Genomic DNA, 24,319 nt, shown 5'->3' with positions numbered 1-24,319 from the left:
GTTGGATTGCAGTCGTGTCAGCAGCTAGTAGTGTATCAACGGCTCAGCCGGTAGCCGACGCGCAGATTCAGCGTGGGCAGGTAGCGATAGTTGCGCAGGTTACGCTCAACCACCGGGATCTGCTCCGACAGGTTGGTCGTTTCCAGAAACCCTTCATACTTCAGATCGATGCGGGGCTTACCCAGGTAGAAGACGCCCATTTCGAATCCGACACCAACGCGTTTACGGGGAATAACCCGCCCGAACCCCCAGCCTACATAGCCTACGACCGGACTCCAGCGGATAGCCAGGTCGATCGTGCCCACATCTTCGGGGGTTAGCTCCAGCCCACCCAGGTTCAGTTTTGTATCGGCCGTTGCGATAACGCCCAGATGCGGATGCCAGGAGTACCCAACTCCGCCCGCCAGGAAAAACGCCCCCCGCCGAAACGGATGCCAGTTAAGCCCGGCCTGGGCTATACCGATCATGAAATCAGGATCTACGGTCAGGAATGAGTTGGGAGCCGTTTCGATCTGGATGGGCTTCCGATAGGCGATATACTGACCGCGGACCACCAGCGCCAGGCGATGCGGCTGGCTTAGCGTGCGGGCGTAGAAAACGCCGGGCCCGGTGGTGGTGAGTTGTATACCCAGCGACTGGTTGTTGAGGCCTCTCGCCAGTGAATCTGAAGACGACTGACAGTAGCCTGCCCCTACAGATAGGCTAAGACCAATGCTCAGGAGATACTTGTGCAGGGTATACATAAGATCTAATAGGCTTAGATCAAATTTATGTAAGCATAATTACAGTAACAAGTACTATAGTATTTAATCGGGTTTATTCTACTTAAAATACAATTTCTGTATTCTCATTATCTCAAATGAATATATGTATATTTGAAATATAGACTTTACAGTCAAATTTCAATAACTGGACAAAACTAATATATTTAAATTTTAAATACCTATAAATCAACTAGTTATAAAACTGACCTTTTTGTCACTAAAGCGACTTATTTGACAGCTAACCGTACTGACCCTCAGCACAATCGGGAGTAAATCGCTGACATACAAGCTATATTACTTTTCCAGACAGTTGTATAATTTATTAACTGAACTCTTGTTTCGTAAATATAGTATTTACTATTTTTGCTAAGCCTGTTCAAACTAATAGTCAATAATACGCACAATCCTACTAAAGATACTAGTTTATGAAAATAGCTCTCCCGCACAGACTCAATCATTACGGACACTATGTTATACTAGGTTTACTGATTTGTAGTCAGTACATAGCCGGCTGTGCTTCTACAAAAGAACTCGCTTACTTTCAGGACGACCTAGCCCAGGCTACTGCTACGACTGCCGCTGCTGAACGGTATGTTCCAAAAATTCAGACCGGCGATGTCCTCTCGGTTCAGGTGAGCAGCTTAAATCCAGAAGCCTCATCCTTTTTCAACCCGTATTCTCCTATTGCCGCTGGCGGATCAGTTCAGACCGCCCCAGCCTCACCAACCACCCCTCTGCAAGCAATTAACGGCTATCTGGTCGATGCAACCGGTGCCATTGAGTTACCGATGGTGGGAAAAGTGAACGTGGCGGGCCAGACAGTAGCGCAGATCAAGGAGAAAATACGCGGTATGCTGACTGAGTACCTGAAAGAACCTACTGTCAACGTACGTAACCAGACGTTCCGGGTATCGGTCATGGGCGAAGTGAGCCGCCCCTCTCTGTTTGCCATTCCAAACGAGCAGATCACCCTGCTCGAAGCCCTGAGCCTGTCGGGCGATGTTACCATCTATGGCCGGCGCGATAACGTTCTCATCATTCGGGAAGAAAACGGCCAGCGTACGTTCGGCCGGGTCGACCTGACCAAACGCGATGTTTTCAACTCGCCCTACTACTACCTGCATCCGAACGATGTGGTTTATGTAGAACCGGGCCGCGCACGGGCTGCCACGGCCGACCGTACCAATCAGATTTTGCCCATTGTTCTCAGCGCGCTCTCGTTCGTAGCGATTATCGTATCCCGTTTCTAAGTCACTCCACCGCACGCGATGCTATTCAACTGTTAATGACTTCTCAATTGTAAACTGACACGATTATGTCAAATCAGAGTACGTATGCTTACGCGCCTTACCAGGTGTACGACGGCGAAAAAGAGCCAAACCTACGGGTCGTATTGATGCGCTACCTAAAGCATTGGCCCTGGTTTCTGCTATCAATACTCGTAGCACTGGGGGCAGCTTATGCCTACTCCCTGTACCAAATACCTATCTATCAGGTAAAGACAAGTCTTTTGATCAAAGACGATAAGAAGGGGCTGAGCGAAGAAAACATCCTGAAGGAGATGGACATCTTCGCTCCTAAAAAAGTAATCGAAAACGAGATGGAAATCCTCAAATCGTTTTCGCTCATGAGCAAAGTGGTTGGTGAACTGGGCCTGGAAGTGCAGTATTTCCGCCCAACCGCTACCATTAAGCAGGAGATCTACGACCAGTCGCCGATCAAGCTGATTGTTGAAAAAGCCAAGCCGCATCTGTACGATGAAGAGCTAACCCTTACGGTGGTTAGCCCTCGGGTCGTTCGCATTAATAACCTGGCTTATCCGGTTAACCAGAGCGTTCACACGCCATACGGTCGGTTACGATTCTTTACCCGCCAGCCCCTCAACGTAGCTGATGAGCCCCTAATTGTACGGGTTAGCCCACGGGCCGCTACCGTTGAGCGCTACCTAAAAAATCTGACGGCCGAGCCCAGCAGCAAAGCCTCTACCGTATTGCAGCTGACGCTCGAAGACGCCGTTCCGCGCAAAGGAGAAGCCGTACTCACCAAGCTCATCGAAGCCTACAATCAGGACGCTATCACCGATAAGAACATCGTTGCCTCCAACACCCTCAACTTTATCGAAGACCGGCTTCGGCTGATTGCGGGCGAGCTGACCACCGTTGAGAAGGGCGTAGAGTCGTACAAGTCGTCGCAGGGCATCACGGACCTGAGTTCGCAGGCGCAGGTATTTCTCGAAACAGTCAAAGAAAACGATGCCCAGCTGAACCAGGCCAGCATCCAGCTGAACGCCATTCAGGATATTGAGCGCTACGTCAACAGCCAGAACAACGAGCGCGGGGTGGCCCCGTCTACCCTGACCGTTGGCGATCCGGTGCTGATCAGTCTGGTTGGTAAAATGAACGAGCTGGAACTGCAGCGCGATCAGCTGAGCCGCACTACCGCGCCCAACAACCCCATGCTGCAGTCGCTCGACAGCCAGATCAAGATCGTTCGGAGCAGCCTCTCGGAAAACGTTCAGAACATGAAACGGACCCTGCAGAGCACGGAGCGCAACCTCAGAAACACCAATCGCCAGCTGGAAAGCCAGATCCGCAGCATTCCCAGCAAGGAGCGGACCCTGGTCAACATTACCCGCCAGCAGGCTATCAAAAACAACCTGTATACCTACCTGCTCGAGAAACGCGAAGAAACGGCCCTCTCCTACGCATCGACCGTAGCCGACAGCCGCACCATCGACGCGCCCCGCAGCGGCAGCAACCCGGTGAAGCCCGTGAAGAGTACCATCTTCCTGCTGTTCGGCATGCTCGGCCTATTACTGCCGGTAGGCGTACTGGCTGGCCGCGATGCGCTGAACGACCGGATCAGTCACCGTTCCGACGTAGAAGATGCCTCGCAGGTACCGATCCTGGGCGAAGTGGTAGCCAGCCGGAACAACGATCCGCTGGTGATGCTCTCCGGCAAACGCTCGGTCATTGCCGAACAGATCCGGACGCTGCGCACCAACCTCCAGTTCCTGCGCAGCAACCCCACCGACAGTCAGGTTGTCCTGTTCACCTCGAGCATCAGTGGCGAAGGTAAATCCTTCCTGTCGCTGAACCTGGGCGCCAGCCTGGCCCTGGTCGATCGGCCAACGGTTATTCTGGAAATGGACCTGCGCAAACCCAAGCTCCACTCGGTACTGAACATTCCGAACCGGGCGGGTCTGAGCAACTACCTGATTCAGGAGGCCACGCTGGACGATATTCTGCAGCCGGTACCGGGTTTCCCCAATTACCAGATCATAACGAGCGGACCACTGCCTCCGAACCCGTCGGAGCTGCTGAGCAGCCCACAACTTGAGCAGCTCTTCCGCGAACTGCGCCAGCGCTTCGACTACGTGATTGTTGACTCGCCCCCGATCGGCCTCGTTACGGACGCCCAGCTCATTGCTCCGTTTGCCGACACGACCATGTTCATGATCCGCAATGATCACACGCCGAAAACGTGTCTGAAGATGATCGATACGCTCTACAAAGAGCACCGCTTCCAGCGACTGAATGTCGTCCTGAACGCCGTTGGCGAAGGCCAGTCGTACTACTACAGCTACGGCTATTACGAGAAAGAAACCGGTAACTCCCGCAAAGCGCTCTCCTAACCAGTATTTGAGGTAAATGATGTCAATATGAGTAAGCCGTAGTCCCCGACTACGGCTTACTAAAGACTCTTTTTGCCCTTTGGTAAGCCCTGTTTATGCGTACTACTACAATCTGAACAATAGAATCGTTAACCTACCATCCACATGCTCAGCCTTTCTACCTCTTTTGTTGAGCCGGTCCAGACGGAAGCGGACACCGTATCCGTACCGATCTGGATTGCTCTGAGCAAGCGTCTGCTCGACCTGGTTGTATCGGGACTAGTTGTATTGCTCGTGCTTTCGTGGCTTATTCCCATACTTGGACTGGCTATTCGTCTTACATCACCCGGTCCGATGCTCTTCATACAGGTTCGTACCGGGCGCAACGGGCGTTTATTCCGGTGTCTCAAGTTCAGAACCATGACTTACGATCCGAACGCACAGTTCAGGCAGGCTACTAAAAACGATCATCGGGTTACCCGCATTGGTGCTTTTTTACGAAAGACAAACATCGACGAGCTTCCGCAGGTGCTGAACGTTCTCTGGGGCGACATGAGTCTGGTAGGCCCACGCCCTCACGCCATCCAGCACGACGCTCAGTTCTGGAACGCCATACCCGGCTACGGATACCGCTACGCGATTAAGCCCGGCATTACCGGACTCGCCCAGGTGAGAGGATGCCGTGGCGAAACATCGCACATATCCCAAATGGCGCACCGGGTCCGACTGGATAAATTTTATATTCAGAAACAGTCTGTGCTCCTCGACATCAAGATTTGCTGGTGGACGGTTAAAAGTATGCTTCGGGGTAACACCGGCGCCTGGTAGTATATGTCCCTATCTGAAAACCAACTCAGACTGGGACCCGAAACAGGCGGTTAGCCTTACGAGATACTCAATCACTAATACATAACTCTCAAATATTTAAATAGAATGCAGGCTGCTAATCGCGTAATAAAAAATACGGGTATTCTTTACGCGAGAATGGCAATAACCGTTTTCATTTCTTTATATGCGACTCGTTTACTATTAGCCGCATTAGGAACTGAAAATTTCGGAATATTCAATGTAGTGGGCGGCATGATTGCCATGCTTACATTCCTGAATACGGCTATGACTTCGGCTACTCAACGATTCATGTCGTATACTGAAGGAAGTGGTGATTTACAACGTTTAAAAAAGATATTTAACGTTAGTCTGATTTTACATCTATCGATAGCCATCCTACTGTTTATTGCGATAGAAGCTGTTGGCCATTTCCTGTTTGACGGTATACTGACGATTCCGGAGACACGGCTAGCTGCGGCCAAATGGGTCTTTCATTTTTCGGTTGTGAGCACTTTGTTCACCATACTGGCAGTCCCATATGACGCAACAGTCAATGCGCATGAAAATATGATTTTCTACGCCATTGTTGGCGTAATCGAAACCGTAGCTAAACTGGGCATTGCGATATTCATAACTTACACGTCTGACGATAAATTAATAATTTATGGATTACTGACATGCCTGTTATCCGTAGCTTTATTAGCTTTCAGAGTTATCTACTGTCATAAGAAGTTTTCAGAATGTGAAATAAACCCCCGTAAGTATTTTGATAAGGAAGTTTACCGAGAAATGACCGGCTTTGCTGGCTGGTCATTTCTCGGCTCGTCAAGCAGTATAGTTGCCAATTATGGGCAAAGCGTACTAATTAATATTTTCTTCGGCCCTACCGTCAACGCAGCGCAGACCATATCAGGGCAGGTCAGTGGACAACTAGGTGTGTTTGCAACGGTTATGTTAAAAGCCATCAATCCATTAATTACTAAAAGTGAGGGTAGTGGCGATAGGAGCATGATGCTTAAAGCCTCCTTCATGGGTAGCAAGATGTCTTTTTTTCTGTTGATGCTATTATACGTCCCTGTCCTGATTGAAATGCCTTATATTTTCAGTTTATGGCTTAAAGAAGTACCAGATTATACTGTCATATTTTGCCGTATTCTATTAATTAGAAACCTGATTGAGCAGCTATTTCTGACCCTAACGTCTTCTATTGCTGCAGTAGGAAAGATCAGAAAGTACCAGATATACAGCTCTATATCAAATATACTACCTTTAGTAGCTACATATGCTTTGTTTTCTCTTGGATTCCCCCCTTATATCCTGTATATCAGTTTCACATCGTTCACTATTATATCGTCTGGAATTATATTACTCTTTTCAAGAAAATATTTCAACTTATCAATTACTGATTATCTAAATTCTGTAGTGTTTAAATGTTTCATTTGTTTGGCAATTGTTTTTATTCCATGTTATGTTATTTCGCTCCTAACAGTGGAGGGGGTGATGCGGTTAATAGCAATTACCCTAACTAGCAGCCTTTTGTTTACTGTAGTAATTTGGAGCATTGGTCTATCAGCATCAGAACGAAGTTATGCGAAAGACACAATAGAAAAGGGCATAACGTCAATTAAACTAATAATGAACAAATCTTTACTGAATGCAAAGTAATGGCAGCCAAATTACCAACATACGGTCAAATTAAGGATGTAGCCTGGCAAAAGGTCGTAAGAAATACGTACGGAAAATCTATATATAAAAGTTTATACAAATCGTACTGGAGAACCAAGTTTATCAAGCCAAGTTCTGGAATAGCTCAACGAAATTATTTTACGGCTAGGCCTCACCCCGGTGCTGGTATTGGCCATCAAATGGCAAACTGGATTGCTGGTTACTGGTTTGCAAAGCAGTTTGGTTTGCAGTACGCTCACTATCCATTCAGTAGTCCTGCATGGGAAAATCTATTAGGATTCAGTCATAATGAAACTGACGTAGATACATTAGTCAGGCTTGAAGGTCGAAAAAAAATATATTTGCCCAAATTTGATGAGTACAACCAAGCTGATATAGAATTTATACATCGCATCATAGAATCCTATAGTAACGAGAAAGTAGTTTTCGTTGCGGAACAAGATCAATTTTATCATGACCAATATGGGGTCATCGACGAATTGAAAGAGAAGTTCTACATAAATGAATTATACCATAGAAGTAAATTGACCTATACAAATGACACTTTCAATATTGCTATCCATATTCGCCGGGGAGATATAACATCCGGTAGAGATCAAAATAGTAATCTGTCAATGCGCTGGCAGGATGATGACTACTTTGAAAACGTTTTGTCGAATGTATTAGACAATTTATCATTGAATAAACCTATTTCAGTTTACTTATTCTCTCAGGGCGAAAAAAGCAACTTTGCGTCTTTCGACAGGTTCAAAAACGTGAATTACTGTCTGCACATGGGTGCACAGGAATCTTTTCTGCACATGGTATATGCCGACCTGCTTATCACAAGCAAAAGTTCTTTTTCATATAAACCCGCTCTGTTAAATAAAGGTGTTAAGGTTTGCCCACGCAATTTCTGGCATGGATACCCGCAGACCAGTGACTGGATACTTGCCGAAGAAAACGGAGCATTTGACGTAAACTTATTAGCAACCAAGTCATGAATGAATTCTCAGCAAACATTCTGAAAGGCTTACGTAAGCTGTATACCTCCATTAAGCCAGGCAAGATGGTTACTGGCCGAAACTGGAAAATGTTTTCCAACAAAGAATATGCGAATGAACTGATCTATGATGCCTTGAGTGATAGCAAACCCTGCATGATTGCCCGGTTCGGCTCAACTGAAATGCTCTGCTTGACAAACTATGTAGGAGTTAAACAGCACAATACTAACTGGCTGGATTTCATAAAAGGCAAATCACTGCCCTGGTGGTGGCAACCAGCAACACTCAACCAGATGCAACAGTGGAGTGGCTTCTACCCTCCCCGGCCCGACATGGTTGAACGATTCTGCCGACTGATGCTAACTGATATTAAGCAGATCGATATCCTTGGCTCCTGGCTACAGGAAGAAACTCTGTTCAGGAACGAATTGAATTCCGCAAAGCAGGTGGTGCTGGAAGATCTGGAGCCTTTTTTCAGCACCAATCCCTGGACCAGGGCTTTAGCGGGTAAAAAAGTACTGGTTGTACACCCCTTTGCCGAAACTATTGAGCAGCAGTACCAGAAGCGTCAGTTACTCTTCGATAACAACCTATTACCAGCTTTTGAACTGAAAACAATAAAGGCGGTACAAAGCGTAGCTGGCGAACAAACAGCATTTGACGATTGGTTCGAGGCTTTGGACTGGATGAAAGGTGAAATCGATACTACAGATTACGACATCTGTATCATAGGCTGTGGAGCCTACGGCTTACCACTGGCTGCTCATGTAAAGCGGATGGGCAAAAAGGCAGTCCATTTGGCTGGTGCAACCCAGTTACTGTTTGGTATTAAAGGGAAGCGCTGGGAACAGTTCATCGTCTGGCCATACAATAACTTGTTTAATGAGAATTGGGTAAGGCCAGGGCAAAAAGAAAAACCAAAAAATGCTTCTGTTGTTGAGGAAGCCTGTTATTGGTGATACTATGAAAAATCTACTGAAACGCATACTATGGATGCCCATTGGTTTGGTAAAGGGTTTACTAGATCTAGCCAATACTAAATCACGCGATATTCAAAATAAACGAAAATTTGATCGTGTGGTTATTGATAGAGACTGTTGTCTTTCAAATGATACAACCATCAGCCCAAATTGTCATATTTTAACCGGGTGCACGATAAATCACACGCATATTGGTTCCTACACATATGTAAATAAAAATACTTTCATTCAGCATGCTGAGATAGGTAGTTACTGCTCTATTTCACATGATGTCACAATAGGGCTCGGTGCTCATCCTTTACACATGTTTTCGACATCAACAGTGTTTTACAAACAAAAAAATACTCTTGGTATTAAGCTAGTCAATAAAGAACCAGAATTCAGCGAATACTCACCTATTTTAATTGGGAGCGATGTATGGATTGGAAGTAAAGCTATGATTATGGACGGGGTAACCATTGGGCATGGAGCAGTTGTAGCTGCGGGAGCAATTGTTACAAAAGATATTCCCCCATACGCTATAGTTGCTGGAGTACCAGCTAAAATAATTAAGTATAGATTCTCTGAAGAAACTCGCCTTTCATTATTAAATACTAAATGGTGGGAATATAGTCCCGAAGATGTCTATTCTATGCAAAATACGCTGCAACAATTGTGTAATGAAGAAGTAACATTCAGTAAATAGTCTTGGTCATGATTCAATATATCTTTTCAAGAGTATATAAAGCCACTCGAAACATGTTAGCCGTTTTGAATAAATTTCTAAGCAAAGCGACATGCAATATAATATTCTACGGACAGAACGTAGAACACAAGGATTATTCTACTATAGGCATACCATTTGTATCTGTTACTATAGGAGGAGAGTTTAAAATTGGCAGAAATCTAAAGATGAATAATACTTTAGCTGGAAATCCAATTGGTCGTTCTCAACGTTGTATATTTTTCGTCAATAAAAATGCTCAGTTAATTATAGGAAATAATGTAGGTATAAGCCAAACAGCTATAGTTTGTCATAAACAAATCATTATTGGAGATTATGTAAAAATTGGGGGCGGGACATGCATTTATGACACTGACTTTCATTCCATTGATCCAAACATTCGAAAAAATCCTAAAATGGATCGGGCCCAGAAAGCTAACTCGGCAGTAGTTATAAAAGATAATGCTTTCATTGGGGCTAACTCTACAATACTAAAAGGCGTTACTATTGGAGAAAATTCTGTCATAGGTGCCTGTTCTTTGGTCACAAAAAGCGTACCCGACAACGAAATATGGGCTGGAAATCCAGCTAAGTTCGTTAAGGCTGTTCATGTGAACAATAATATACAACTCTCAATTTATTAAGATATGAGCAACAAACTGAGAAAATATTTACCCGTACTTGTTTTATTCATCACGGTTTCATCAATAAATCAGTGGTCTGACTTGCCTATTGGAAATACTTATATATGGTGGGCAATATATTCATGTATCTTGTTCGGATTGTACAGATCGAAAAAAATTTATTTTGATCCAGATAATAAACCTATCATAAAAGTGATTTATTGGTTTTTATTCTGGAATATTATTTGCATAATACGGGGTATTTTTGTGGCGGATAATTATTGGGAATGGAAAAATTTAGTAGCAACAGGAATGGTCTTATTGCTGCCACTTACTATTAATATATCAACACACCCTTACATGATACAGCGAATAACATCAACATGGCTAAAATACGCCTTACCAGCATTCTTTGTATTTTTGCCATTTCTACAAGGGGATGGTATTGGCAGGTATTTAGTTCCTGTAAGTTTTCTACTATTATTTTTCCCATTCATCAACTTTAAGTGGAAGACAATTCTTCTACTATTCTCTTTGTTTGTTTTACTAGGAGATTTGAGCGCACGAAGTAATATTATTAAGTTTACAATTCCTTTAATGCTAAGTCTTCTATTATACTCCAAATTTCTGACAAAAGCAAAAACACTTGAAATTATCAGAATAGCATTGATTACCAGCCCCTTGTTTTTTTTCTCTTTAGCAGTAACTGGAAAATTCAATATTTTCCGAATGGATGAATACATTTCTGGAGATTTTACAACAATTGTAAACACAAAAGAGGAGTCTAAAGAAGAAAATTTAATCGCAGATACACGCAGTGCAATTTATATTGAAGTCATAAATTCTGCTTTAAAGCACGGATATGCTGTAATGGGAAGGACTCCAGCACGTGGTAATGAATCCGAGTTGTTTGGCTATTATGCTTTTGAGGAACTTAAGACAGGAAAAAAAGAGCGCTTCAGTAATGAAGTCTCAATTCTAAACATATTCACTTGGACAGGGGCTATCGGTGTAGTATTATATTTTCTTATTTTTTATCGAGCTTCATATTTAGCTATAAATAAGTCAAATAACAATCTCATACGAATTATTGGGTTATATGTTGCTTTTCGATGGGTGTATGCGTGGGTAGAAGATTTTAGTCAATTTGACTTATCTTATTTTTTTCTTTGGATAATGATTGGTATGTGCTTTTCCAAATCATTCAGGGAGATGAATGACGCCGAGTTTCGCTACTGGTTAGGCGGATTATTCGACAGTCGCAAGAGAAAGATAGTGTTCAAACCCCAACTACAAGCATCAAATTAATAAACTGATGAAGAAAATAGCCGTTCTAATAACATCTCATAATCGAAGAGAAAAAACAATAGCGTGCTTGCACGCTTTGTTCAATTGTAGCATACCAACGGAACATCAAATTAATATCTTTTTGGTAGATGACGGTAGTACAGACGGAACAGCAGAAAAAGTTATGTCTACCTTTCCCTCTGTTAGAATCATTAAAGGTAATGGTGATCTCTATTGGAATAGAGGCATGCATCTTGCCTGGAGCACAGCCTTGAAAGCCGATACATACGAATATTTCTTATGGTTGAATGACGATGTAACACTTTTCAATACAGCATTAGAGCAATTAATAATTACTTCAAATGCGTTACCTGATTCAATTATATGTGGATCTATGTGTTCATCAAACAACAAAGTGACCTATGGAGGATTACAAAAAAACTCTAGGTTACTTACGCCAAACGGTTATCCACAACAATGTAATGAATTCAATGGCAACTGTGTCTTAATCCCTATATACGTTTATAAATTAGTTGGAACTATAGATCCTATTTTTCCGCATGCGATAGGAGATTTTGACTATGCATTACGAGCAAAAAAGAAGGGTGTAGAAAGCTACATTGCCCCAGAATTTATAGGCTTTTGCGAGAAAAATCAGTCTTTACCTAAATGGTGCTTACCACAAACACCATTCATTACACGGTTTAAACATCTTTACAGCCCACTTGGATATGCACATCCATATTATCAGTTTATATTCGAGAATCGTCACTATGGAGTTCTTAATGCTCTAAAACATTTTTTATCAATTCACCTAAGAGCGTTTAGACCACAATTATGGAAACAATAGATCAGGCCGCCTTTGTTTTTCAGACAGACTCTGAAATTGTGAAAACAGTTTTTGAGCAGCAAGACAATATATTGATTGAATATAATAACCAAAATAACTTAGATATAAAACAATGCGTTATATACTTCTCTAGCAATAATATATATTACCCTAACACAGAAGAGGTCTTTAAAAAACGAATTGTTGATAAAAATAGATACGAGTGGTACGAGACCAGAATTAACAATTCTGCAAAACATATCTTTATTAGAGACATCAAAAAACAGTGGTACTTGGGAGGCATTAATTCTACTTTAAATTCCATAGATAAACTTGCAAATTTTCTAAAGAAGGAAACTCAAGGGTATTCAGTCATAACAGTTGGTAGCTCCGCAGGTGGCTATGCAGCCGTACTGTTTGGATCGTTGCTAAAAGCAGAAAAAATTTATTCATTTAATGGCCAATTTGAGTTGCATAGTCTACTTTCATCGTCTTCCGAAGCAATAGATCCAATAATATTTAGAGAAAGAAAAAACCCTGATATAACTAAATATTATTCTATTAAACCTTACATAAGGAAACCAGAAAATATTTTTTATTTCTGCTCTACAAAAAGTAGTTGGGACTCGAATCAATTGCTTCACATAAAATCTATTCCCCTGAATAAAATAAAATTCAGAACAGGTCATCATGGTATTCCATTCCTTAAAACCAGCCTACCACTAGTCTTAAATATGACTGTAGACAAATTAACAAAGTTATCCATAAGCACTCACATCCCATTCATTTTTTCACTTAATATTGAAGGATTATCTGCGTTTAATAATTTATTAAAAATTATTTGGGCTAAGAAATTTAGTAAGCGATAATTTAATAATATCTTTACGACCCTTTCTTTTCGTAGATATAATTGAAAAGCCTGAATGACTCAAATGTGTCATTCAGGCTTTTCAATTATATCTACGAAAATGTTAATTTTTAAGCCCACTTAGCATTCCAAAATAACTTTGTTTTTTCTCAAGTTTGCTGGTAAACAAAAGCGGCATTTCGATAGGACCATTATCTTTAACTTGATCACTTTCTGTATCAGTTAGGCCCCACACAGTTATTCCATGCTGCTGGCTAGTTGGTACATACTGTTTATATGCATTGGCAACAGTTTGAAATTTGAGGGCTTGACTTTTCAAGAGCTTATCTGAAATAACAAGCTGATTACTGCGATTAGGATTAATAGCAATATCGAGTTCCGATACGTGAACGAGCAAGCCAGTAGAAGCTAATACCTGTAATGATTTACGAATGCTTTCGTCAGTAGTATTCACGTTGATATGCATTTGACTACCTAAACCGTGGATTGGAACACCGCTTTTTCTGAATTCATTCACCATTTTTAGAACGGCTGGTAACATCGGCTCAAACTGTCCATAAGCATTGTCATTATAAAATAGCTTTGCGCTTGGATCTGCTTCATGCGCCCAGATAAAACATTTTTTTACAAATTCCATGTAAGCTTCATCACTGTTGTAAAGCTTACGAAACGATGTTTGCTTCATCTTTCCATTTTGACGTTCAAATATCTCATTGATTACGTCCCAGCTGTGGACACGCCCCTTGTAGCGGCCTACTATAGTTTGTACGTGAATTTTAACCTCTTTCTCAAACTCTTCAGTACTTCCTTTGAACTGCGTCAGCCATTCTGGAGCAGCCTCGTGATAAACTAGGCAGTGGCCATGCAGCCGTGCACCGTACTTTTCAGCTCCTAATACTCGGCTATCCATCACGTTGTATAAGAATTTACCTTTTTGCCATTGAACATTCATAAACATTCCTACCGTCAGGGAATTGAATTCATTCGCAATAATCTTTTGCACTTTCTCATCACCTTTTAACATAGCAGAGCTATGAAGACTTCCAATTGGGAACGAAGCGGCTGATTTAAGAGTAGCCAAGCTATCTGATACAGCAGCGTTCAAACGAGCAGACGCAATCATTTCCTCATTCACACTTGCAGGAGCTACCGTATCAACCTGCTGGCTGCATGCGGTCATCAAACCGGTGATAATCAGAGAGATCAAGAATGTGTAGAGCTTGGTGGCGGAGGTAGAAACTTGTGTCATTTGGTACGTCTTTTTTGTCCGTTTTCGTTGAGACAAAATTGATGTACCGACATAAAATCAACCTTAAAGCCTGATTAACATACACTTAAGGTCAAGTTATAAACTTGTTAATACCGGATTAAGCTGGAATTAAGACATATCAGCGAATTAAAGTGAACTTAAAATTTGATGATTAAAATCATAAGCTTACAGAGTACCATGACTTCCATATTATAACTCACTATTTACCAAAAACAGTATTTTATTAACTCTATTACGCAATAGGCATAACTAAGGACTAATTTCTACACTAGTGTAGATTAAAATCCACACCGCTCGCCATTAATCAAGGCCGTTATCCTGCTTAAATGATGATTAAAATGGTTAATGCTGACTTTTATAACCGTTAAAAATTTTGTGACCTGTGCGCTTTTACTTTTTGTTACTCAGTCATGAATTCAGTCGCAAATCCTGTCGTGCCTAAGTACCTTATTCATTTATGCTCCTATCTCTACAGATGATCATCAGGCCTTTTCAAGTCTCTACTCGGCATAAACGCAAACGAGCCCCGACGCAGTGGGCGTCGGGGCTCAGCAGACGGTGTTATCTCCGTAGGTATTGCTATATTACGTACTCGTTCGCCATTTTGGCAGGGCTTACATTTTTGTAGATAAAAAGCTGCTTATGCGCTATTTCTGCTGATGTATACTGCGTTTCATATTGCCCGCGTATGGCCTGAGCTGTATTATCAGACAACTTGCCTGATGAAACCTCATGAATGACCTGCCTCAAACTAGCAGCATCGCCAGGCAAGAAGCGGGTTCCGTAGTCTCCCACAATTGAACGGAGATTTGCCTGATCAGCATAAATAATAGGAGTGCCTGTCGCAAACGCTTCCAGAATTACCGTAGGTAGCCCTTCATACCATATAGAGGGCACAACCAATGCCCTGCACTTCTTTAGTTGCTCGACAACGGCGGCCCGTGGCTGATGGCCAAGGAACTGGATAGTTTGATGCTGTTGAACGGCTTTCTCCACGTCGGCTTTTAAAGGACCGTCGCCCAGTATTTTCAACCGTTGTGAAGTCGCTCCGAAAGCTGCCAACAAGGTGTGAATACCTTTTTCGGGTGAGAGCCGGCCGATGTACAGAAAGTAATCTTCGCGCTGGGCGGGATCGGCGTACCCCAGATCAGGTACCGCATTTGGCTTTACAACGACCTGATCCGGTCTGAGCCCCAGCGAAGACTGCAACATTTTGGCACGGGCAAACTCGGTCAGCACAATGAACCGATCTACCATACGCCAGACTCCCGTTAGTTTATGCAGGCTGGTAATAGCCGTTAGTTGCGTAGACTGAAGGCGCGAGTCGCGGAAACAGCCAAACCGAATACCGTCAAGAGGAATTGTCTTGGTCAGGCAACGCTCACAGGGTACTTCACCTTCGCGCATCAACATACCGCTGGCGCATACCAGCCGGTAGTTATGAAGTGTCATCACGACAGGAATATTCCGACGTTTAACGGCCTGAATGACAGAAGGCGTTGCCGTGTAGAATAAATTATGAATATGAACGACATCAGGTTTGAACCGGTCTATGGCCTGCTCGACCCGCCTGGCCGACTGACTGCTATATAACGACAGAGCCGCCCCTGTAACCGTCCCCAGTAGCGAACCATCGAAACCATCGTTCGTAAATTCAACCGTTTCGACGATCGAACCGGCTTCCCGTAGCATGGCCACCTCCTGCTCGAATATGATATCCTCTCCCCCTCGCTGCTGATAGTAATTATGAATAAACAGAATACGCATAAGCTATACGACTATGAATCATGTACGGGTATACCTACGGAACGATTAATTGCGTAAACCGGCATAGGTTTTCAGTCGGTTAAACAGCCGGACTCGTAAACTGAACTGATGCTGAATCTGGCGGGTATAGTAGGGCGTGGGCTCGATGTTATCCGGCAGCATGAACGTTCGCTGAGCGCCCGTATCGAGCCGGGTCCGGTAACGGTTAAATACGTTGGTGTTGGTCGACTCAGTAGAGAAGCCGATGTTCTGAATCTTCGACTCGGTCGGGTAAATGGTAAATCCGCCCGCTTTGAACTGGCTGTAACACCACCGGATTGCCCAGGAGTTGATCTCGCCTTCCTGCTGCCGCCGAAGCATGCGCACCCGGTCGCTTCCTCCTTGGTTGAACTGTTGTTGCCGAACCGGATCGGCCCGGAAGGCTGCGTAATCAGACACCGCCCAATCGGCCTGTTGCCAGCGGTCAGACCAGGTTGCCCAGCCCCACGAACCCGTACGCGGAAAAGCGTAAGCGTCGGCCAGGTAGCTGATTGGCCGGTCGATGGGGAATGAGTAACCCGTAATTGAAAATACCCGTTGGTTACCCTTGTACCGTTGCAGGCACTGATTCATATAGTCGAGGAAATTAGGACTGGTCAGCAGGTCGTCTTCCAGCACGATAACACTCCGGTACTTTCCCAGCAGAGCCGTTACGTTGGTGATGATCGACTTAGCCAATCCGTTGTTAGTCTCGGCATACTGACGATGAACGGCCCGAAATCCCGTTGCGGTATCCAGCACAGCCCGTACGGCTTCTACCTTGTCGGCATCGGCCGGGCTACGGGGCCCATCGGAGAATATATACAGTTCACTGTCCGCAGCCAGATGGTTGGCCTGCAAAGCTTCCAGTACCTGACGTACTTCATCGGGGCGCTTGTAGGCGAACAGCGCAATGGGAGCCAGTCCGGCTCCGTTAGTTCCGAACTTTGTCATACGATAGCTGCTGGTTAAGAAACTGACGGACGAAATAGTAGATGTACAGGGAGTTGGTAACCGTATAGCGTTTGAACAACCGGCGGGGCTCCTGCATCAGGCGGAATAACCACTCGGTACCGATTTTCTGCATCCAGCGGGGGGCGCGTGTCTGCTGGCCGGCCAGCACCGGCAATGCTCCGCCAATACCGAGTAATACGGCCGGGATACGCCCCCGCATCCGGGCCATCCAGAGTTCCTGCTTGGGGCATCCGAGCGCAACGAAAACCAGCCCGGCACCCGACGCGGTGATCTGATCGACAACGCCGGTTTCTTCGGCGGGGGTCATGGGCCGGAACGGCGGTGATACCATACCGGCTATCTGCAGCTTCGGGAACTCCCGGGCACAGATCCGGCGAATTTCGTCCAGCACGTCGGGCGTAGAGCCGTAGAAAAAAACCGAAATACCGGCCTCGGCTGCTTTCTGCAATAAGCTGCTGATGGCATCCATGCCCGCAATACGCTCCTGTCGAAGGCCGTACAAACCACGCATGGCCCACAGTAAAGGCACTCCGTCGGGCGCTACCCAGTCGGCGCTGTTTACGGCCTGGGCAATAGCAGCGTTACGACGGGCCTCTACAACCATGTGTACATTGGCAAAACAGACGGACTTCGATGCCCGCTGGCGGGCGGCTTCTATAACCCAGTCCTGCAAGTGGGCATAATCGCCCAAAGAAACATTCAGGCTGATCACCCGCGTACGCCTAACGGGCAGAGAGGGTGTTGACGGTTCAGATGTTTGTAATGGCATAGGTTGTATCTATATAAGCGGTATCGTCAGGACTGAGTATGTATGTAAAGTGCTTCGATCGGATTAGTAGCAATAAAGCGGGTCAGGATAGTGGTAACTACGGATGAGGGTCAGGGTCGGTTGGTTGTCCAGGTCTTGCGTAGGCTGATCCAGCCGCCCAGCGAATTGGTGTATAGCTCGCCCTGGTCGAGAGCAACGGCCGTCCGGAGTTCAGACCCGCCCAGCCAGTTGAGTGGCCAGTTAACCGAAGCCAAACCGGAAAACTGCGGTACGGCCCGACTGAATACCCGCCGGGGGGCGCCGTAATGCTGGCTGGCCGATAGTTTCAGCTGCCAGCGGGTTCGTTCGCCGGCCGATCCGGCCAGTCCCAGATGGATCAGCTCGACCCGATTGCTGGCAATAGCCAGTACATTGTTTTTAACGGCAAACGGCACATCGGTCCGGACGTCACGGAGCTGCGCGAAAAACGGGGTCCCGATTACGTTCCGATCCTGTACCCAGCCGTCGCGGTACTGGTAGTTGTTGAAGTAATCGTCTTTCCCGTCGTAGCGTACGGTGCCGGTAATCGATCCGCTCTGGCTGAGGGTGGTCAGGTACTCGATCAGCAGGTTGTCGACCCCGAAGCCGGTGCCCGGTTGCCGTTTCAGCCGCAGGCCGTACAGACCGTCGGGCATGTTGACGAACACCACCCCCGATTTATCCTCGAAGGGATGTTGATAATAGCCCATGAGCTGCCAGCGCGCTACGGTTGTCTCCAGCGCAAAATCAATGGAGCCCAAATGGTTACCCACCCGGTTCAGGCGATCGAAATCGGTCAGATTGGGCGAATCGGACTCCCCTCCTTCCCGGGCGGTCAGGACATAGAGGTAATCCTGAAACGAGCTGGGGAGCTGCCCGTTGATAGCGAGTGTTTTGGGCAGGGTTGCCGAGCGGCCTCCCCACTGGGCATTATGCAGCACACCACCGGTGAAACGAAACCGGTTGTTGGGGCGGCCGATCCGGACATATACCGCCTTCTGGTGCAGAAACGAGCCCTGGATGGAGTCGGTATTGGCAAACCACCCGTGTGCAAAAAAGGCGTTGACGGATACCAGCCCCCGGGTAAAGCCCAGCGGAGCGAATCCGCGGGTGCCAATCTGTACTTTAGTGATGGGCAGTGCGTTTCCTGACCAGGCGTAAAAACCAGATGTCAGGGTTGAGTCGCCCAGGCCGATGATTTCTTTTTTGCGACCGCCCCACAAACTGAAACGGCCCATATCGAGCGATACATACGCCTGAGGAATCAGCACCCGCGACTGAGGAGCCGCGTTTCCTACGACTTCAACCCCGTACGAAAGCTGCCGATTCGGATGGGCAGTGCTCAGGCCGTAGCGGCCCGTTGTCTGGAGAATGGCCAGGCCGGCCGGGCTACTGACGGGAACAATGCCAAACTGATTAGCGCGCAGCCAGAACGGTGTTCGAGTGGCCGATGCTGCCAGCCCCGCTACCTCGACCCCGTACGTAGCCGAGTGTCTTGATGCTACCGCCAGCGAGTCGGTCGTTTGCGCCCATACTTGACTTACTGCAGCTACACTAATTAACAGTTTGAGAACTCGTAGCCCTGTTATCATACGAGGAATATATATATTTCCCCTAATAGTAATAGAAAATAGATTTTTATAAGTTTCTATTACCCAAAGGTTTCTCAAATATAATTATCAGTAACTATATATATCTGTATCAACTAAAATTTTGTCAAATTTCACCCCTGTTAAGCCTGATTGGCAGTGTTTTGTCAACTCTTAAAAAAGCCGCCCGGTGTAGCTACCAGCAGCGAAAGGCCGTAGACGATGAATCCTATAAGCATGGCCTGCTCGGCGGGTATGCCTACATAGCTGGCCCCCGCCGAAAAAACGATTTCCCGAATGCCGATACCACCAACCGTAATGGGGAGAGCCGTACCCAGTGACGAAGCCAGAAACAGAAACAGGTAAGAGCCCAGATCGTCGGTGTACCCCAGCGACCAGACGATATAGACCGTCATCAGGCACTGCGTCAGCTGAACCCCGACCGAATAGAGATGTAGCAGCAGCTGCTGGCGGACTGTCCAGCCCATGAACCAGCGCAACCCACCGATAAAAACGGCGTACATGGCCAGTACCAGCAATAGGCAGAGCCCCCCCGAGATACCGAGCTGAGGGAGTCGGGCCCAGGCCGCGATCAGCAGCAGCGCCACCAGCGGAACCAGGCCAATGATCCGGTCAAGCAGCGTCAGTGTGGTCAGTTTTCGGAGGCTACCGCCACCATGCCGGTGCAGTTGCCAGACCTTAAAGCCGTCGCCCCCCACGCTACCCGGCAGAAACTGGTTGTAGAACATGCCCTGCCAGTAGAGCCGGATCAGATCCGCCGATGCCATACGAACCCCGGCCTCTCTGACCAGCAGCCGGTAGCGCTCCGCCGAGAACCATTTAGATACCGCCATCAGCCCTCCCGCAGCCAGCAGCCGCACCAGTTCGACGTCGAGCGCACTGTAGAACCGGCGGTTGTGTGCCAGCTGATATACCACAACGGTCAGCGCGCACATCGACACCAGCCCTTTCAGACTGACCAGCGGCCGGATTCTGGGCCGCGTTGATAACGTATTGGGCCTGCTCAGCATACGGATCGGGGCTTGCCGGTGATCAGCATCAGTTGAATTGTACGATGAAGGCCGGATGCCGGTCAAACAGGGTTAGTTCTCCCAAGGTCCGGTAACGCTCGTTGACCAGACTGGCCGAGTCGGCGATATAGAGTGCCTTGCTGTATTTCTTACTGGTTCTGCGCAGGATACTGCCCCGGGCCGCGGTTATGTGGAATGTGCTGACATCCGTGGCATTATCGGCACCGACCGTTGCTTTGTACCCGTATAGCGGGCGCCCCAGCGTCAGCTGAGCGGCCTGGGTGGCGGAGTCTCTGTAAAACTGCCGCTTCTCAACCCGCCCCGGCAATACCAGCCAGTTGAAACCCAGCCGGACCACCACCACTACCGCCACCATGAGCCCCAGTCGGTTTATGGAAGGCTGATAAAGCTGCCAGGCCAGCACCAGGAGCAAGCCCGAAACAAGGGCGGTTTTCCAGACAACCCCCGGAATGGTTTTCGTGGTTGGGTAGAACAGGGTGACCCAGCAGCCCACGGCTACAAGCAGTGCCGTAGCCAGCCAGATCCGCTCTACCCACCACCGCCGGGGCTCTGTCGGTACCGAGTGCTCATAATAGAGGTAGGCCAGTACCGTAAACAGCAGCGGCACCAGCCCGATCAGGTACCGACCGTATACCTGCGGAGATAACCAGTAGATGAGTACAGTGAGCGAGAAGGTCAGCCCATTAAAGGCAATGAATGAATTGGCCTTGAGTAACGTCAGTATATGCCGCCGAAACAACAGCACCACCAGTAAGGTATACGGAACGAAATGGTAAATCAGCTCGAACGGAAAGGAAACAAGGTGCAGCAGAGTAGCGCCCAGGCCAAACGTCAGACCGGTTCGTTTGGCACTTTCGCTCAGGATGACGCTGGCAACATCGCTGAACGGAATGGCATTTCGGCTGAAATAGGCCAGGTAATAGCTACCCGTGATCAGCACAAAGATGAACAAACCGGCTGCATGAGCCGGATGGAACAGCAGGCGCCAGCGCCGGGTATACAGAAACCAGCCAGCCAGGGTGAGCCCCTGGAAAGCAATGGGAGGCAGTCCTTTCAGCAGGAACCCAACGGCCGTAAGCGCATAGGTAGTAGCATAGAGCCACCAGTAGTTTCTTTTCCGGTCAAAGTGGTACACCAGCATCATGGCTGCGTAGGTCACCCAGGCAAATGTAATCTCGATCAGCCCCAGCATGGAGTCGTAGAGCAGTACCCGACCGTTGGTCAGCGTCATCAGGGCCGCAGCCAGCGCTATGGTGCTGCTGGTATACCGGCGCACGATAACGAATAACGTTACCCCCAGCAGCAACAGCGATACCAGCATCGGAAAACGAAGCGCGTAGGTTGAGTACGAACCAAACAATTGATAGGAGCCAATGATAATCCAGTTGTACAGCGGTGGTTTGTTGAAATACCGCTCGCCGTGCAGGGTTGGGGTTATGTAGTCGCCAGACAGTATCATCTCGAGCGATACCAATGCCCGTCGGGCTTCGTCGCCCGTGTCGAGTGGCATGTACCCCAGATGGCTGCTTAACACGAGACACAGGCCAGACAGGAGCAGCAGGGTCCAGCCCGGCCGAAAACGGGAAGCTACCGATGCCGCTACGACAGATGTATTTTCAACTACAGACATACGTTTCCTACATCAACTTTTGCCCCGAGCCCCAAAAGATGCATACTGCAACCCGTATATTCCCTTACACGACTGCTAAAGAATAGCTCAGAATGGTGCAGACCAGGCTGCAGAGCAGAAATCAGATCGTGACAGCGAATACCAGGTGACGATAGCAGGGCATAAAACAATGCCTGTCAGCCCGTCGTATCAATGAATAGAGGGTTGGAAATTTAGCAGTATTGTTAACAAAAAAGCAAAGTCCCTGATAATTTATTTGCAATATCCTATTTATGTAAACTTACAATACCATTGTTAATCCAGCAATGACAGATTTAGTAAAGATTGTTTCCGGAGTTGTTCATATTCATTCATGGGAAAGAACATGGCAAGACTTTTCAGATCGGCAGGCCGGTGCAAATCGCTACTGATAAAATCAACCCATTCATTTTTCAGCAAGAGCCGGGCCTGGGCCTGCGCGCGTTCCCGGTAGCGCCCGGTAAAAGAACCCCAGTTTAGCTGAAACAAACACCCGATTTGTCGAAGTCTGGCCAGGCTGGGCAGATCGTCATTGTAGTACGTATATCGTTCAGGGTGAGCCAGTACAGGCGTATACCCACGCGTCTGCATTCGAAAAATAAGGTCTTCCAACTGACGGGGGGGCGCTGCCCAGCCCAGTTCCACCAGCAGATAGCGGGCGGTCCCAAACGCAAGCAGGTCGTCGGCCTCCAGCATATCGCCAAAGAATTCATCGAGCATGTATTCAGCCGCCACGGCTACTTGTATAGGTAGGCTATGCTCGTCGATCAGGGACTGTAAGACCGCCTGACCGGCTCTGATATCGGCAGAACTGTTTGGGTACCAGTCTCTACTGACGTGCGGAGTTGTAATGACGGTTTGTATGCCCCAGTCGGCCAGTTGTTTCAGGCAGGTCAGGGCCTCTTCGGGTGATTTCACCCCATCGTCAATGCCGGGGATTAGGTGTGAGTGCATGTCAACCCGCCAGAAACAAGGCTCTTCCGTCGATGCTCCCTGAGAAGATCGGGTTGTCATTGCCTGGCGAATTATTTGCCAAAGACTCATAAGTTACTTCCAATAATCGCTAAAGCCCACGCTAAGGGTACTCAAATCTACTCTACAATATCTAGTAATGCTATCAATAAAATAGGAAACTTATTTAAAGTATCATACACTGATAATGTTCAATTTTTAATTATTAGTAACAAATATACTTGTTTATATGGGTTACCACTTTTAAACAATTTACCTCAATACTAACTTATAGTTACACAAATAGCAAAAAAATTATAACTTATTATAAGGAAATGAGTTTTGTGAAAAAAGTTTTCGGAGTAATAGTTTAATGTTTTTAAATCGATAGAATTACTTAATTTCACCGCGGTATCACCACTGCAACTTATATCATATGAAGTTAACTATACTCACTAAATTACTACTTGAAGAGGGCTGGCAAACAAGCAATTCGCAGCATGCACACACCTTGTTTATGTACGGCCACAAATCGGGTTCTTCTTCTTTAATGGTTCCATTCGGGAACTCAGAACAGGTACCAGTCGGTACTTTCAACGCCATACTGCGCAGTGCACGCCAAAAAAAGCGCCATGAAAGCTGGCTATCGTTTCTGCTAACCACCCATACGGCCCGCGTTGTTCTGGAGAAACAGGACAATATGTTATGGGGTCGGATCGAGCTGCCGGGTTTATTAATTGCTACGCAGGGGTGCTCCGTAGACTGCGTCAGTGATACGCTCCGCTCGTTGTTACTGTCACAGGTCGACCAGTACGACATCAGTTATCGTAAAGCGATTGAAGCGATGCATTTCAACCCGGTTTACGATACCACCGCCGTATGGGAGCTGATCAAACAGCTGAAAGCAAATCATATTGCCGACGAAACTGGTCTGGACATAGACCTGCTCGGCAGTTTTATGACAGGTGCTTCGTTTCCCTGCCCTGACCAGGCCACCCGGCTTGAGCGGTCGATCCGTGAGTTAGGCCGCCAGCTTATGCAGGTTTCAATCCGTTAGTTTATATATACTATCTCCTCTCCTGGCCTGTTTGCGAGTCG

The 24,319-nt window shown here is 46.7% G+C and carries 21 protein-coding genes; 12 read left to right on the top strand and 9 right to left on the bottom strand.

The annotated features are described in order from the left end of the window. Nucleotides 1-35 precede the first annotated feature (35 nt). The gene (locus tag FBR45_RS05015; RefSeq protein ID WP_138499891.1) at nucleotides 36-743 is read right to left on the bottom strand and encodes a hypothetical protein; all 708 of its coding nucleotides are present in this window, start codon (nucleotides 741-743) and stop codon (nucleotides 36-38) included. A 446-nt stretch (nucleotides 744-1,189) separates the two neighbouring features. Between FBR45_RS05015 and FBR45_RS05010 the strand changes: the two genes are divergently transcribed. The 11 genes from FBR45_RS05010 to FBR45_RS04960 all read left to right on the top strand — a co-directional run bounded on the left by FBR45_RS05010 (nucleotide 1,190) and on the right by FBR45_RS04960 (nucleotide 13,165). Continuing rightward, nucleotides 1,190-2,014, top strand: a complete 825-nt coding sequence (locus tag FBR45_RS05010; protein ID WP_138499889.1) for a polysaccharide biosynthesis/export family protein — start codon at nucleotides 1,190-1,192, stop codon at nucleotides 2,012-2,014. A gap of 65 nt (nucleotides 2,015-2,079) precedes the next feature. Continuing rightward, nucleotides 2,080-4,398: a GumC family protein gene (locus FBR45_RS05005; RefSeq protein WP_138499887.1), complete on the top strand. Its 2,319-nt coding sequence runs from the start codon at nucleotides 2,080-2,082 to the stop codon at nucleotides 4,396-4,398. A gap of 144 nt (nucleotides 4,399-4,542) precedes the next feature. Continuing rightward, nucleotides 4,543-5,205 (top strand): sugar transferase, encoded by a 663-nt coding sequence (locus FBR45_RS05000; protein ID WP_138499885.1) that lies wholly within the window; start codon nucleotides 4,543-4,545, stop codon nucleotides 5,203-5,205. Nucleotides 5,206-5,310: 105 nt separating this feature from the next. Then, on the top strand, nucleotides 5,311-6,870 hold the full coding sequence (locus FBR45_RS04995; RefSeq protein WP_138499883.1) for an MATE family efflux transporter: 1,560 nt from the start codon (nucleotides 5,311-5,313) through the stop codon (nucleotides 6,868-6,870). Further along, complete coding sequence (locus tag FBR45_RS04990; RefSeq protein ID WP_138499881.1) at nucleotides 6,870-7,874, top strand: O-fucosyltransferase family protein; 1,005 nt, start codon at nucleotides 6,870-6,872, stop codon at nucleotides 7,872-7,874. The genes FBR45_RS04995 and FBR45_RS04990 overlap by 1 nt, the downstream gene beginning before the upstream one ends. Further along, nucleotides 7,871-8,833 carry a GT-D fold domain-containing protein gene (locus FBR45_RS04985; RefSeq protein ID WP_138499879.1) on the top strand — a complete coding sequence of 321 codons (963 nt, stop codon included), beginning with the start codon at nucleotides 7,871-7,873 and terminating at the stop codon, nucleotides 8,831-8,833. The genes FBR45_RS04990 and FBR45_RS04985 overlap by 4 nt, the downstream gene beginning before the upstream one ends. Nucleotides 8,834-8,837: 4 nt before the next feature. Further along, nucleotides 8,838-9,539 carry a CatB-related O-acetyltransferase gene (locus FBR45_RS26845; RefSeq protein ID WP_394344356.1) on the top strand — a complete coding sequence of 234 codons (702 nt, stop codon included), beginning with the start codon at nucleotides 8,838-8,840 and terminating at the stop codon, nucleotides 9,537-9,539. An 8-nt stretch (nucleotides 9,540-9,547) separates the two neighbouring features. Then, on the top strand, nucleotides 9,548-10,201 hold the full coding sequence (locus tag FBR45_RS04975) for an acyltransferase (protein ID WP_138499874.1): 654 nt from the start codon (nucleotides 9,548-9,550) through the stop codon (nucleotides 10,199-10,201). Nucleotides 10,202-10,204: 3 nt separating this feature from the next. Next, nucleotides 10,205-11,488 carry a hypothetical protein gene (locus FBR45_RS04970; RefSeq protein WP_138499872.1) on the top strand — a complete coding sequence of 428 codons (1,284 nt, stop codon included), beginning with the start codon at nucleotides 10,205-10,207 and terminating at the stop codon, nucleotides 11,486-11,488. A gap of 7 nt (nucleotides 11,489-11,495) precedes the next feature. Further along, nucleotides 11,496-12,317, top strand: a complete 822-nt coding sequence (locus FBR45_RS04965; protein ID WP_138499870.1) for a glycosyltransferase family 2 protein — start codon at nucleotides 11,496-11,498, stop codon at nucleotides 12,315-12,317. Continuing rightward, nucleotides 12,305-13,165, top strand: coding sequence for a hypothetical protein (locus tag FBR45_RS04960; protein WP_138499868.1), 861 nt, complete (start codon nucleotides 12,305-12,307; stop codon nucleotides 13,163-13,165). Before FBR45_RS04965 ends, FBR45_RS04960 begins: the two co-directional genes overlap by 13 nt. 102 nt (nucleotides 13,166-13,267) lie before the next feature. On the opposite strand, the gene FBR45_RS04955 is transcribed toward FBR45_RS04960, so the two are convergent. From FBR45_RS04955 to FBR45_RS04920, 8 genes are all read right to left on the bottom strand, one after another. After that, on the bottom strand, nucleotides 13,268-14,413 hold the full coding sequence (locus FBR45_RS04955; protein ID WP_138499866.1) for an endo-1,4-beta-xylanase: 1,146 nt from the start codon (nucleotides 14,411-14,413) through the stop codon (nucleotides 13,268-13,270). A gap of 600 nt (nucleotides 14,414-15,013) precedes the next feature. Further along, entirely contained in the window at nucleotides 15,014-16,201 is a 1,188-nt protein-coding gene (locus FBR45_RS04950; protein WP_138499864.1) for a glycosyltransferase, read from the bottom strand. Between the two features lie 45 nt (nucleotides 16,202-16,246). Then, the gene (locus tag FBR45_RS04945) at nucleotides 16,247-17,173 is read right to left on the bottom strand and encodes a glycosyltransferase family protein (RefSeq protein ID WP_138499862.1); all 927 of its coding nucleotides are present in this window, start codon (nucleotides 17,171-17,173) and stop codon (nucleotides 16,247-16,249) included. After that, nucleotides 17,154-17,963: a WecB/TagA/CpsF family glycosyltransferase gene (locus FBR45_RS04940; protein WP_138499860.1), complete on the bottom strand. Its 810-nt coding sequence runs from the start codon at nucleotides 17,961-17,963 to the stop codon at nucleotides 17,154-17,156. Before FBR45_RS04940 ends, FBR45_RS04945 begins: the two co-directional genes overlap by 20 nt. 110 nt (nucleotides 17,964-18,073) lie before the next feature. Next, the gene (locus FBR45_RS04935) at nucleotides 18,074-19,573 is read right to left on the bottom strand and encodes a capsule assembly Wzi family protein (protein ID WP_138499858.1); all 1,500 of its coding nucleotides are present in this window, start codon (nucleotides 19,571-19,573) and stop codon (nucleotides 18,074-18,076) included. 164 nt (nucleotides 19,574-19,737) lie between these two features. Further along, nucleotides 19,738-20,601, bottom strand: a complete 864-nt coding sequence (locus FBR45_RS04930; RefSeq protein ID WP_138499856.1) for a lysylphosphatidylglycerol synthase transmembrane domain-containing protein — start codon at nucleotides 20,599-20,601, stop codon at nucleotides 19,738-19,740. Between the two features lie 28 nt (nucleotides 20,602-20,629). Continuing rightward, nucleotides 20,630-22,252: an ArnT family glycosyltransferase gene (locus FBR45_RS04925; protein WP_246082110.1), complete on the bottom strand. Its 1,623-nt coding sequence runs from the start codon at nucleotides 22,250-22,252 to the stop codon at nucleotides 20,630-20,632. Between the two features lie 294 nt (nucleotides 22,253-22,546). Then, nucleotides 22,547-23,224, bottom strand: a complete 678-nt coding sequence (locus tag FBR45_RS04920) for a tyrosine-protein phosphatase (protein WP_246082109.1) — start codon at nucleotides 23,222-23,224, stop codon at nucleotides 22,547-22,549. Nucleotides 23,225-23,657: 433 nt separating this feature from the next. Between FBR45_RS04920 and FBR45_RS04915 the strand changes: the two genes are divergently transcribed. Further along, a complete protein-coding gene (locus tag FBR45_RS04915) occupies nucleotides 23,658-24,278 on the top strand; it encodes a hypothetical protein (RefSeq protein WP_138499852.1) in 621 nt (206 codons plus the stop codon). The last annotated feature ends 41 nt before the right edge of the window (nucleotides 24,279-24,319 follow it).

This window comes from Spirosoma lacussanchae (genome assembly GCF_005870035.1).
GTDB classification, from domain to species: Bacteria; Bacteroidota; Bacteroidia; order Cytophagales; family Spirosomataceae; genus Spirosoma; species Spirosoma lacussanchae.
The sequence above is the reverse complement of the archived record's forward strand: the minus strand, read 5'-3'. Positions and strand labels throughout refer to the sequence as shown.